12 protein-coding genes and 1 riboswitch are annotated in these 12,232 nt (G+C 68.0%); of the genes, 10 read left to right on the top strand and 2 right to left on the bottom strand.

Features of this window, described 5'->3' with window-relative positions; genetic code table 11:
• Positions 1–128 precede the first annotated feature (128 nt).
• Complete coding sequence (locus tag ASE96_RS04590) at positions 129–1,520, bottom strand: glucose-6-phosphate dehydrogenase (protein ID WP_056426774.1); 1,392 nt, start codon at positions 1,518–1,520, stop codon at positions 129–131.
• 152 nt (positions 1,521–1,672) lie between these two features.
• Here ASE96_RS04590 and ffh point away from each other — a divergent pair, with 152 nt between their 5' ends.
• Together ffh and ASE96_RS04580 are read left to right on the top strand one after the other, a co-directional pair.
• Positions 1,673–3,262, top strand: a complete 1,590-nt coding sequence (gene ffh / locus ASE96_RS04585) for a signal recognition particle protein (RefSeq protein ID WP_056426771.1) — start codon at positions 1,673–1,675, stop codon at positions 3,260–3,262.
• Positions 3,263–3,321: 59 nt separating this feature from the next.
• The gene (locus tag ASE96_RS04580) at positions 3,322–4,071 is read left to right on the top strand and encodes an alpha/beta fold hydrolase (RefSeq protein ID WP_056426768.1); all 750 of its coding nucleotides are present in this window, start codon (positions 3,322–3,324) and stop codon (positions 4,069–4,071) included.
• On the opposite strand, the gene thiC is transcribed toward ASE96_RS04580, so the two are convergent.
• Positions 4,068–5,897, bottom strand: a complete 1,830-nt coding sequence (gene thiC / locus ASE96_RS04575; protein WP_056426766.1) for a phosphomethylpyrimidine synthase ThiC — start codon at positions 5,895–5,897, stop codon at positions 4,068–4,070. The genes ASE96_RS04580 and thiC overlap by 4 nt on opposite strands.
• Positions 5,893–6,000, bottom strand: a riboswitch (TPP riboswitch). (Overlaps the previous gene by 5 nt.)
• A 70-nt stretch (positions 6,001–6,070) precedes the next feature.
• Here thiC and ASE96_RS04570 point away from each other — a divergent pair.
• The 8 genes from ASE96_RS04570 (at position 6,071) to rplS (ending at position 12,144) form a co-directional block, all read left to right on the top strand.
• Positions 6,071–7,153: an amidohydrolase family protein gene (locus ASE96_RS04570; protein WP_056426763.1), complete on the top strand. Its 1,083-nt coding sequence runs from the start codon at positions 6,071–6,073 to the stop codon at positions 7,151–7,153.
• 101 nt (positions 7,154–7,254) lie between these two features.
• Positions 7,255–8,130, top strand: coding sequence for a VOC family protein (locus tag ASE96_RS04565; RefSeq protein WP_056426760.1), 876 nt, complete (start codon positions 7,255–7,257; stop codon positions 8,128–8,130).
• Between the two features lie 495 nt (positions 8,131–8,625).
• Positions 8,626–9,063, top strand: a complete 438-nt coding sequence (locus tag ASE96_RS04560) for a hypothetical protein (RefSeq protein WP_056426758.1) — start codon at positions 8,626–8,628, stop codon at positions 9,061–9,063.
• A 215-nt stretch (positions 9,064–9,278) separates the two neighbouring features.
• On the top strand, positions 9,279–9,701 hold the full coding sequence (gene rpsP, locus ASE96_RS04555) for a 30S ribosomal protein S16 (RefSeq protein ID WP_056426859.1): 423 nt from the start codon (positions 9,279–9,281) through the stop codon (positions 9,699–9,701).
• Position 9,702: 1 nt separating this feature from the next.
• On the top strand, positions 9,703–9,945 hold the full coding sequence (locus tag ASE96_RS04550) for an RNA-binding protein (RefSeq protein WP_056426755.1): 243 nt from the start codon (positions 9,703–9,705) through the stop codon (positions 9,943–9,945).
• Positions 9,946–10,075: 130 nt separating this feature from the next.
• Positions 10,076–10,672 carry a ribosome maturation factor RimM gene (gene rimM / locus ASE96_RS04545; protein WP_056426752.1) on the top strand — a complete coding sequence of 199 codons (597 nt, stop codon included), beginning with the start codon at positions 10,076–10,078 and terminating at the stop codon, positions 10,670–10,672.
• Positions 10,673–11,554 carry a tRNA (guanosine(37)-N1)-methyltransferase TrmD gene (trmD, locus tag ASE96_RS04540; RefSeq protein ID WP_056426750.1) on the top strand — a complete coding sequence of 294 codons (882 nt, stop codon included), beginning with the start codon at positions 10,673–10,675 and terminating at the stop codon, positions 11,552–11,554.
• A 230-nt stretch (positions 11,555–11,784) separates the two neighbouring features.
• Positions 11,785–12,144 (top strand): 50S ribosomal protein L19, encoded by a 360-nt coding sequence (gene rplS, locus ASE96_RS04535; RefSeq protein ID WP_056426746.1) that lies wholly within the window; start codon positions 11,785–11,787, stop codon positions 12,142–12,144.
• The last annotated feature ends 88 nt before the right edge of the window (positions 12,145–12,232 follow it).

Genomic DNA, 12,232 nt, shown 5'->3' with positions numbered 1-12,232 from the left:
TTCGAGTGTCGTCCGGCTGATTGCGCGTCGTGGAGGGTGAACCGCGTCGCCAGAAGGCCCGACGCCGGCCCGCACCTGTGCACCCCCACCACCCACACCCGCACCAGCCCGCGGATGGTCGGCGCCCGTCAGTCCGCCTGCCAGCCTTCCGGCCCGTCGCTCCCGGCGGCGTATTCTTCCAGCGGGGCGCTGTCCCTGGCCCAGGCCTTGAGGACGGGCTCCAGGATCCGCCAGCAGTCTTCCGCAGTGTCGGCGCGGACGGAGAGCAGGGGGTCGCCGGTCAGGACGCCCTCCAGGACCTCCCCGTAGGGCAGCAGCTCGGAGCCGCTCAGTTCGGCCTGGAGGGTGGCGCGGTCCAGGCTGAGGACGTCGCCGGGGCCGTTCACATCGACGTCGAACTGCAGGGTGTCCGGCCCGAAGCCGATCCTGAGCTGGTTGGGGGAGTCCACGCCGGTGAAGCCCCGGGGCAGGTGCGGCACCGGCCGGAACGTCACCACGGCTTCCTTGCGTTTGAAGCCCAGGGCCTTGCCGGAGCGCAGGATGAACGGGACGCCCTGCCAGCGCCAGTTGTCGATCTCCACCACCACCTCGGCCAGCGTCTCGGTGCCGCGGGCGGCGTCGACGCCTTCTTCCTTGGCGTAGTCCGGCACTGTCCGGCCGCCGATCGAGCCCGCGGTGTACCGGGCCCGGCGGGTGCTCTTCGCGTAGGGGGCCTTGATGCTGCTGGCCCGCAGCACCGTGGCCACGGCGTCGCGGAGGTCCCGCTCATCCACCGAGGCGGGCGGTTCGATCGCCATCAGGGCCATGATCTGCAGAAGGTGGCTCTGGATCATGTCGCGCAGGGCGCCGGCGCCGTCGTAATAGCGGGCGCGCCCCTCCAGCGCGAGGTCCTCGTCGAAGACAATCTCGACCTTTTCAATGTGCCCGCGGTTCCACACCGGCTCCAGGAAGGTGTTGGCGAAGCGCAGTCCCAGGATGTTCAGCACCGTCGCCTTGCCCAGGAAGTGGTCCACCCGGTGGATGTGGTCCTCCGGGACCAGGGCGGCCAGGGTTTCATTGAGCTGGCGGGCGGACGCCTCGCTGGAACCGAACGGCTTCTCCATGACCAGGCGCGTCCCGGCGGGCACCTGGCCCGGGTCCAACGCCTCGCAGGCCAGCTGACTGACGCGTGGCGGCAGCGCGAAGTAGACGGCCACGGGCCCCTCCAGCTGCGCCAGCAGGCCGGCGAGCTGCCCGTCTGCCGTGACGTCCAGCTGGTGGTAGCTGGTGGATTCCCGGATCTGCTTCAGCTCCCGACGGCCGGACGCGCCGGCCTGGGAGGTGGCGTCGGCGAAGGACTCCTCGAGGCGCTCCAGCCACTGGTCCGGGGTCCAGTCATCCGAGCCGGCACCCACCAGGGTCAGGCCGTCGGCGCGGCCCCGGGACACGAGCCGGGCGAGGCCCGGCAGCAGGAGCCTGCCGGTGAGGTCGCCCGAGGCGCCCAGGATGAGCAGGGTTTTCACTGTTGTTTGGCTGGTCACCTAAGTCAGCATGCCATCTTGAACGCGCGTCTTGGTACCCTAGATAGTCGAGTCCCGTTGTCGAGGCGGTTCGTTCAGGCGAACTTCAGTCGCGACGCTGGCGTGCCGCACCGGCCGCCATCCGTAGATCCACTGAAAGAAGTGCACGGCGCGTGTTCAATTCACTCTCTGACCGGTTGACAGCAACCTTCAAGAATCTCCGTGGCAAGGGCCGCCTGACCGAGGCGGACGTTGACGCCACAGTCCGCGAGATCCGGCGTGCCCTCCTGGACGCTGACGTTGCCGTGCCCGTGGTCCGCGAATTCACCGGACGGGTGCGCGAGCGTGCCCTCGGCGCCGAGGTGTCCGCGGCGCTGAACCCGGGCCAGCAGATCGTGAAGATCGTCAACGAGGAGCTCGTCGAGATCCTGGGCGGTGAGACTCGCCGGATCCGCCTCGCGAAGACCGGTCCCACCATCATCATGCTCGCCGGCCTGCAGGGTGCCGGTAAGACCACCCTGGCCGGAAAGCTCTCCAAGTACCTCAAGGCGCAGGGCCACAGCCCCATGCTGGTGGCCTGTGACCTGCAGCGCCCCAACGCCGTCACCCAGCTCCAGGTGGTGGGCAAGCGCGCCGGGGTGCCGGTCTTCGCCCCGCACCCGGGCGCCACCTCCACCGAACTGGAGCACCCGGCGGGCGACCCGGTCTCCGTCGCCCGCGCCGGCGTCGAGGAAGCGCGCCGCACGCTGCACGACGTCGTGATCGTTGACACCGCCGGCCGGACCGGCGTCGATGCGGAGATGATGGAGCAGGCGCGCCAGATCCGCCGCGCCATCGTTCCGAACGAAGTGCTGTTCGTGGTGGACGCCATGATCGGCCAGGACGCCGTCAACACGGCCATGGCCTTCGACGAAGGCGTCAACTTCACCGGCATTGTGCTCTCCAAGCTCGACGGCGACGCCCGCGGCGGTGCCGCGCTCTCGGTTTCCTCCGTCACCGGCAAGCCCGTGATGTTCGCGTCCACCGGCGAAGGCCTGGACGACTTCGAACTCTTCCACCCGGACCGTATGGCCTCACGCATCCTGGACCTCGGTGACGTCCTCACCCTGATCGAGCAGGCTGAACAGAACTGGGACAAGGACGAAGCCGCCCGGATGGCGAAGAAATTCGCCGACCAGGAGGACTTCACCCTGGATGACTTCCTGGCCCAGATGCAGCAGATCCGCAACATGGGTTCCATGAAGAAGATGCTCATGATGATGCCCGGAGCGCAGAACATCCGGCAGCAGCTGGAGCAGTTCGACGAGCGTGAAATCGACCGTGTCGAGGCGATCGTCCGGTCCATGACACCGCACGAACGCGTCGCGCCAAAGATCATCAACGGCTCCCGCCGGGCCCGTATTGCCCGCGGTTCCGGTGTGCACGTCTCCGAGGTCAACGGCCTGCTGGAACGGTTTGCCCAGGCCCAGAAGATGATGAAGAAGATGGCTGCCGGCGGCGGAATGCCCGGAATGCCGGGGATGCCCGGCATGGGCGGCGGCGGAGGTGCCCGCAAGGGCGCCAAGAGCGCGCCCAAGAAGAAGGCGCGTTCCGGCAACCCGGCCAAGGCCGCGCAGGAGCTCAAGGACGCCGAGGCCCGGCGTGCCGCGGGCGCCAAGGCCCTTCCGACCGGTGCCTCGTTCGGCCAGCAGGGCGGCGACTTCGATGCCTCCCAGCTGAACCTGCCCAAGGGCTTCGACAAGTTCCTGGGCGGCGGGAAATAGGCCCTGCCGGCCGCAATGTCGCCGGCCCCGTTGCGGGGCCGGTGCCATAGGGTTAGACCATGTTCAAGCAGCGCGTAGTCTTCGTCCACGGGGCGGGCAGCTTCGGCGCTGCGGCATGGCCGAAACAGCACGGCATGGCGCTGAGCTACGATGCGCTGTTCCTGCGCCGCCACGGGTTTGACCCGGTCGCCGAGCCGCTGGAAACCGACTTCGCCGCCGATGCCGCCATCGTCCTGCGTGCCCTCGCCGACGACGGCCGCGGCGAGGCCGGCGGTCACGTCGTCGCGCATTCCCAAGGTGCCATCGCGGCGATGATGGCCGCCGTCGAACGTCCCGACCTGGTGCAGTCGCTGACCCTCGTGGAACCGGCGTGCCTCTCGCTCACCGCGGAACTGCCGGCCACCGCGGCGCACCGGGCGCTGATGCAGCCGCTTTTCGAGGTCCGCCACCACCTGGGCGACGAGGATTTCCACCGAGAATTCGTCCGCCGGGTGTTCGCGGCCCACACCCCCGCGGAAGCGACCCTTGGCGCCCCGCGCCCGGAGGACCAGCGCGAGGCGCGCCGCCTGCGCCTGCAGGCCCCGCCGTGGGAGGCCCCGCTGCAGATCGTCCCCGGCGTCCCCACCCTGGTCCTGACCGGGGGGTGGGAACCGCTCTACGAAGAGATCGCCGGCTACCTGCGGGAGACCGGCGCCCTGCACCGCACCGCGGCGGGCGGGCACCGGCCCCAGGATTCAGCCGAGGGCAACCGGGTCATCCGGTCGTTCATCGCCGACGTCGGCCGGCAGCAGCACGCGCACGCGTCCTAGCCGGTGGCAGGTCCGCCCACCGCAGGCGCCGGCAGGTAGACCTTGCCGCCCGAGGCGAGGAACTCGCTGCTCTTCGCCCGCATGCCCGCCGCCACCGCGGCCTGCGGGTCCGCCGCCACCGCGGCCTGCGGGTCCGCCGGGCCGTTGCTGCCGGTGCCAAATTCGTCCCGGATGTCTTGGCTGATCCGCATGGAACAGAACTTGGGCCCGCACATCGAGCAGAAATGGGCCGTCTTGGCCGGCTCCGCGGGGAGCGTCTCATCGTGGAAAGCCTCGGCCGTCACCGGGTCCAGGGACAGCGCGAACTGGTCCCGCCAGCGGAACTCGAACCGTGCCTTGGACAAGGCATCGTCGCGTTTATGCGCTCCTGGATGGCCCTTGGCGAGATCGGCGGCATGGGCGGCGATCTTGTAGGTGATGACCCCGGTCTTCACGTCGTCCTTGTTGGGCAGTCCGAGGTGTTCCTTGGGCGTGACGTAGCACAGCATGGCGGTGCCGTAGCGGGCAATTTCGGTGGCGCCGATCGCGGACGTGATGTGGTCATAGCCAGGTGCAATATCGGTGACCAGCGGCCCCAGCGTGTAAAACGGGGCGCCGTTGCAGAGTTCCTGCTGGCGCTCGACGTTTTCCCGGACGAGGTGGAACGGGACATGTCCCGGACCCTCCACCATGACCTGCACATCGAATTCCCAGGCCCGCCGGGTGAGCTCGGCCAGGGTGTCCAGTTCGGCGAACTGTGCCGCGTCGTTGGCGTCCGCAGTGGCACCGGGCCGCAGCCCGTCGCCCAGCGAAAAAGCGACGTCGTAGCGGGCGAAGATCCTGCACAGCTCATCGAAGTGTGTGTACAGGAAGTTCTCCTGGTGGTGGGCCAGGCACCAGCCGGCCATGATCGCGCCGCCGCGGGACACGATGCCGGTGACCCGGCCGGCTGTCAGCGGCACGTAGCGCAGCAGGACCCCGGCGTGGATGGTCATGTAGTCCACACCCTGCTCGCACTGTTCGGTCACGGTGTCCCGGAAGATTTCCCAGGTGAGGGCGTTGGCCTCGCCGTTGACCTTCTCCAGCGCCTGGTAGATGGGGACCGTGCCGATGGGTACGGGGGAGTTGCGGATGAGCCATTCGCGTGTCGTGTGGATGTCGTCGCCGGTAGAGAGGTCCATCACCGTGTCCGCACCCCACTGGGTGGCCCACTGGAGCTTGTCGACTTCCTCGGCGATGGAGCTGGTCACTGCTGAGTTGCCGATGTTGGCGTTGATTTTCACCAGGAAGGCCTTGCCGATGATCATCGGCTCGGACTCGGGGTGGTTGACGTTGCTGGGGATGATGGCACGGCCCGCCGCCAGCTCGCTCCGGACCAGCTCGACGTCGCAGTTTTCCCGCAACGCGACGAACCGCATCTCCTGCGTGATGATTCCGTCCCGCGCATAGCGCATCTGCGTGACGGTCCTGCCGTCGACGGCGCGGCGCGGCACCGGGCGGGCGCCCCGCCACTCTGCGGACGCGGCTCCCCGGCGGACCGCGGACTTGCCGTCGTCGAGCAGCTCCCGGGGACGGCCGGCGTACGGTTCAGTGTCGGCCCGGGCGGCAATCCAGGGGGCGCGGAACGGCTCCAGCCCGCGGACCGGATCGCTGCCGGGACCGGCGGTGCGGTACGCCCGGAACGGGGCGTTGCCGCGGCCGTCCGGCGAGTCGGCCAGCGCGATTTCGGTCACCGGGACGCGGATGCCGTGTTCGGCGTCGGTGGTGAACGCCAGCGAATGGGACTCCAGCGATTGGGTGGGGGCCTGGTTTTGGACAGGGCTGTGCTGTGTTTCTGTGGTGCTCAAGGGACTGCTCACTTCCTTCGCCGGCATTACCCGGACAGGTTCAACGGTCGCAGGCTGCGTCAGCCCGATCTCAGCCCCTGCAGGGGCACCCGTGTGGTCGTAGACGAAGCTACCACGTGCCGTCCGAAAGGCCTGCGAGTGTGACGGCGGCCGTCGCGCTTAGGCTTTAAGCCATGACCCGCATCATCGAGTTCAGCGGCACCGTTCTCACCGGACCCCACACGGAACATCACGGACTGTGGTCCGTCGATGGTCTTTTGACCTTCCGCCGGCCCGCCGCCGCCCCGGACCTCACCTTGGCCGGCTGGGTCATCCCCGGGCTGGTCGACGCGCACTGCCACATCGGGCTGGGCCCCGGCGGCGACGTCCCGGAGCAGCTGGCAGAGGAACAAGCCGTGACCGACCGCGACGCCGGCGCCCTGCTGGTCCGCGACGCCGGAGCCGTCCATGACACCCGCTGGATCCAGCAGCGCGCGGACCTGCCGCGCCTCATCCGCTCGGGCCGGCATATCGCGAGGACCCGGCGCTACCTCCGGGGGTTCGCCGTCGAGGTGGAGCCGGAGGACCTGGTGGAGGCCGTGCGCAAGCAGGCCCGCGCCGGGGACGGCTGGGTCAAGCTCGTGGGGGACTGGATCGACCGCGACGCCGGCGACCTCGCCGCGAGCTTCCCGGCCCGGACGCTGAAGGACGCCGTTAAGGCCGCCCACGACGAAGGCGCCCGGGTCACCGCCCACTGCTTCGCCGAAGACACGCTCGATGACATGCTTGACGCCGGGATCGACTGCATCGAGCACGCCACGGGCCTGCTCCCGCGGCACCTGCCGCGGTTCGTCGAACAGGGCGTGCCGATCGTCCCGACGCTGATCAACATTGCCACGTTCCCCGAGATCGCCGCCCAGGCCGAGGCCAAGTTCCCGCGCTATGCGGCGCACATGCGCGCTCTCTGGGAGCGGAGGGCCGAACGCGTCCTGGCAGCCTTCGAAGCCGGCGTCACGATCTACGCCGGAACGGACGCCGGCAGCGTCATCAAACACGGGCGCATCGTGGACGAACTCCAGGCGCTGCATGCCGCCGGACTCCCGGCCGGGGCGGCACTCGACGCCGGCGCCTGGGCCGCGCGGGACTGGCTGCGGGCGGACGGCATCACCGAGGGCGCCAGCGCCGACGTCCTGGTCTGCGCCGAGGACCCGCGCCTTCATCTGGCCACCCTGCAGAACCTGGAGAAGATCGTGCTGCGGGGGCAACTGGTCCGGTAGGAACCTGCCGGCTCCATTAGGAATAAATTGAAGCTTCAAGTAATTTATATCTATGAAGGGTCATCGACGGACGGTGGCCCCCGTAGCACCGGAGCGATGAAATGACCCCAGAAGCCAGCACCCAGGATCTCCTTCCCGCCGAACTCACCATGGGCACTGTGATGCTTAAGGTCGGCGACATGAAGCTCATGACCGACTACTACCAGCGCGCCCTCGGCCTCGACATCGTGGCCGAGCAGGACGGCGGCCTCTACCTCGGCCGGCGGCAGAAGCCGCTGGTGCACCTGGCCCCGGCGCCCGGGCTGAACCTTCCCTCCCGCGGCGAGGCCGGCCTCTTCCACACCGCCCTGCTGTTCGAGGACCAGTCCTCGCTGGCCGCCACCGTCGCCAGTGCAGCGCAGTTCGAGCCGCAGTCCTTTACCGGCAGCGCCGACCACCTCGTCAGCGAGGCCTTCTACTTCAATGACCCCGAAGGCAACGGCATCGAGCTCTACTGGGACCGGCCCCGCGACGCCTGGTCCTGGGACGGCAAGAACGTTGTGATGGACAGCCTCGCCCTGCCGCCGCAGCGCTACCTCGAGCAGCACCTGACCGAGGCGTCCCTGGCCGGCCAGCGCGAGGCGGAGGCCGGCGTCGGACATGTCCACCTGCAGGTGGGCGACGTCCAGTCGGCGCAGGACTTCTACGTCGGCACCCTCGGGTTCGAAAAGACGGCGGGCTGGCACGGCCAGGCACTGTTCGTTTCCGCCGGCGGATACCACCACCACATGGCCATGAACGTTTGGAACAGCCGCGGCGCCGGTCCGCGCCGCGACACCCTGGGCCTCGGCGAGGTGCTGATCGAAGTACCGGCCGGAGACGACCTCGGATCCCTCGCCGACCGACTCAAGACCGCCGGCGTCCAGTCCCACCACACCGGAGCCGAACTTCGCTTCGAAGACCCGTGGCGTAACCGGATCCGCGTCGCCGTCCGCTGAGTGCCAGTCTTTCCTTGCGGCGCCGGCCTGCTGTACTCGGAGTGCTGGACTTTGTCGCCCTGACTTCAGGGACATGTCCAGCGCAGGAGTCAGCGAACGGACATAGTGGGTCTATGTTCATTCGCGCAGGCCAGGGGAGGGCATGTCCCGTCCGGGCGCCGGAGTGGCTGGCAGGAACGCGGCGCATGTCCAGTTCTCGCCGGCAATAACGCGGAGCATGCCCACGGGGCGCGGCCAGGAATGGACAAAGTGGCTTCATGTACATTGGCCACGGCCAGGGGAGGGCATGTCCCGTCCGGGCGCCGGTGTGGCTAGCAGCAACGCGGAGCATGTCCACTTTTCGCTGCCAGGAACGGACATGGTGGGTCTATGTTCATTGGCCGCGGCCAGGGGAGGGCAAGTCCCGTCCGGGCGCCGGCGTGGGCTGAAGCGGCTAGGCTGAAGCGACGCCTCAAACAGCGGACCAGCGCCGCCGAACAGCTAAGGACGAGTTCCATGGGATTCACCGAAGTCTTTGTCTCCACGCACGCCGAAGCCCTCAAGCGTGCCGCCGCCCTCGACGGCGGGGCCGCTGCGGCGCCCGGGGCCGTCCGGATCGCGGACATCACCGACTTCGAAGTCGAGCGCCTGGGTGACCTTGCCGGTACTGCCGTCCACGCGTCCGGCGCCGATTACGAGCTGGCCATGGTGGATGTGGCCAGCGACTCCCTTCTCGGCGTGCCGCCGGCGATGGTCCGCGCCCTGGCCGAGCTGCTCACCTATGAGACGGAGGGCGAGGAGGTCGTGCTGGACGACGTCGCCGAATCCTGGGCCGCCGAGGAGGACATGCCTTTCGGCGCGGAGCAGGCTGCGCGCTACGTCCGGCAACTCGCCGAACTGGCCACCGCCGTCGATCCCGCCAGCAAAACCGGCCTCTACGTCTGGACTTCCTGACGCACCTGGGGCACTGACAGGCCACTGAATGGACCGGTTGCGGGTGTCAAGTCGAAATCCCGCCGCTGATCTGGCACAATAAACAGGTACTCGATCTGCGTGGCCCCTCTCTCCGCGTCTGGATCTTGTCCTTTTAGAACCCCCTAGTATGGCCCGCCCCACGGGTGCAGAACGCCGGGCTCGACCCCGTTTCAGAAACAGGAGTGACCACAAAAGTGGCCGTAAAGATTCGCCTTAAGCGCTTTGGCAAGATGCGCGCACCGTACTACCGTATCGTCGTCATGGATGCACGCTCCAAGCGTGATGGCCGTGCCATCGAAGAGATCGGCAAGTACCACCCGACCGAAGAGCCCTCGTACATCGAGGTCGACACGGACCGTGCCCAGTACTGGCTCGGCGTCGGCGCACAGCCGTCCGAGCAGGTTGCCGCGATCCTCAAGATCACCGGTGACTGGCAGAAGTTCAAGGGTCTCCCGGGCCAGGAGGGCACCTTGAAGACCAAGGCTCCCAAGGCTGCCTTCGTTGCCCCGGAAAAGGGTTCCGTGATCATCCCGGAAGCCATCACCAAGAAGGCCAAGAAGGACGACGCAGCCGAGGCTCCCGCCGACGCCGAAGCAGAGACCACCGAGGCTGAGTAAATTGCTGGCAGAAGCGCTCGAACACCTCGTCCGCGGGATCGTTGACAGTCCTGAGGATGTCAAGGTCAGTGCGAAGAACAACCGCCGCGGGGACACCCTCGAAGTGCGCGTTCATCAGGACGACCTCGGACGGGTGATCGGACGCCAGGGCCGCACCGCACGCGCACTGCGCACTGTGGTGGCAGCACTGGCGGATGGCGAGCCGGTCAGGGTCGACGTCGTCGACACCGACCGCCGCCGGTAACGCTTTCAGCAACACTTGTCTTGAGTCCGGCCCCTTCACCAGATAATGGTGGAGGGGCCGGACTGTTTTCCCCGGATTTCCCGGTCATTACCAGTAGACCCAGACTCACCAACCCCGAACAGAGGAACAGATGCAGCTTCAGGTGGCACGAATCGGCAAGCCCCACGGCATCCGCGGCGAAGTAACCGTCCAGGTGCTCACCGATGCGCCCGGCGACCGCTTCGTCCCGGGCACCATGTTCGTGGTTGAGCCAGCCTCGGCCGGCCCGCTCACCATCCTCAGCGCCCGCTGGAACAAGGACATCCTGCTGCTCGCGTTCGAGGAGATTGAGACCCGCAACGAGGCGGAGACCCTGCGCGGCGCCAAGCTGTTCATCGAAACCGAAGACCTCGACGACGATGACGACGACGAAGGCTGGTACGAACACGAGCTCGAAGGCCTGGAGGTCCGCGTGGGTAACCAGGTGGTGGGCAAGGTTTCCGGCCTCCACACCCTCCCGGTCCAGGACCTGCTGGTGGTTACCGCGACCGACGGCAAGGAAATCCTGATCCCCTTCGTGGAGCAGATCGTTCCCGAGGTCAACGTCGGAGAGGGCTATGTGCTGGTCACCCCTCCGCCGGGCCTCTTTGACGTCAACGCCGAGGACGAGGCCAAGTCCGGCGACGCGCAGACGTCCGCAGCCGCCGGCACCTCCGGAGACCGCGCCGACGCCGGAGACAACGCCTAAATGAGGATCGACGTCGTCAGCATCTTCCCCGAATACCTGGCCCCGCTGGAACTTTCGCTGATCGGCAAGGCGCGCCAGGACGGCCTGCTGGAGCTGAACGTCCACGACCTCCGGGACTTCACCACGGACCGCCACCGGACCGTGGATGACACCCCGTACGGCGGCGGCGCCGGCATGGTCATGAAGCCCGAGCCGTGGGCGCAGGCGCTGGCCACGGTAGCGGCCGCCGGCCAGCACGCGGCCGGCGAGGACACTTCCGGGCAGGGCGCTGCCGGACCCGACGCCGCCGGACAAGCGGAAGCCGGGCCGGAAGCGTCGAAGCCGGTCCTCATTGTTCCGTCGCCGGCGGGGGAGCGCTTCACCCAGGCCGCGGCCCATGAACTGGCCGGAGAAGACCGGCTGGTGTTCGCCTGCGGACGCTATGAAGGCATCGACGAGCGCGTGATGGAATGGGCCGCCGAGCACTTCACCGTGCGGCCGATGAGCCTGGGCGACTACGTCCTGAACGGCGGTGAAGTGGCGGTGCTGGCCATGGTGGAAGCCATCGGGCGTCTGCTGCCCGGCGTCGTCGGCAACCCCGAGTCCCTCGTGGAGGAATCGCACTCGGACGGGCTGCTGGAGTACCCGGTCTACACCAAGCCTTCCAGCTGGCGGGACCGCGACGTCCCGGCCGTGCTGCTCAGCGGCAACCACGGCAAGATCGCCCAGTGGCGCCGGCACCAACAGTACCGGCGCACCGCCGAACGGCGCCCGGACCTGCTGGAGGAGTTCGACGCCGCCAAGCTGCCCCGCGCGGACCGCACCGCTTTCGCGGACCTCGGGTACGACGTCGTCGACGGTCACCTCAAGCGCCGCGCCGACGCCGTTGGGGACTCCGCCTGACCGGATTGGCTGGAAGGCCCCGGGTGTGGCAAAATTAGTCCTTGTGCCTGCTGGGTGCGAACCTGCCACAGGGGGAGCGTCACCAACAGCGCGGCACCCCGGCCGCCGCCAAGTCCTGGCGGAGCCGGATCGACAAATTTTCGGCGGGAATTTCCGGGCCGTATCCGCGCCCGGGCTTGGCCGCCGTGACCCAACGTGAAGGACCTGTGGCGTTCACCAGGAGTGAATCAATGCATATTCTCGATTCCGTAGACGCAGCCTCGCTGCGCACCGATGTTCCCGTCTTCCGTGCGGGTGACACCCTCAAGGTTCACGTGAACATCATCGAAGGCAAGAACTCCCGCGTCCAGGTCTTCCAGGGCTTCGTCCTGGGCCGCCACGGCGACGGCCTGCGCGAAACCTTCACCATCCGCAAGGTCTCCTTCGGCGTCGGCGTGGAGCGTACCTTCCCGGTGCACTCCCCGATCATCGACAAGATCGAGGTCGTCTCCAAGGGTGACGTGCGCCGCGCCAAGCTGTACTACATGCGCAACCTGCGCGGCAAGGCCGCGAAGATCAAGGAAAAGCGCGACTTCCAGACCGGAAAGTAAGACTCTTCCGGCTTTCTCCGGAGTCTTTCTCCGGAGTCTTCCATCGCGGGTCCACGGACCGTGTCCGGCCAGCGCCGGAGCATCCGCA

Source organism: Arthrobacter sp. Leaf69, assembly GCF_001422645.1.
Taxonomy (GTDB): Bacteria; Actinomycetota; Actinomycetes; order Actinomycetales; family Micrococcaceae; genus Arthrobacter.
The sequence above is the reverse complement of the archived record's forward strand: the minus strand, read 5'-3'. Positions and strand labels throughout refer to the sequence as shown.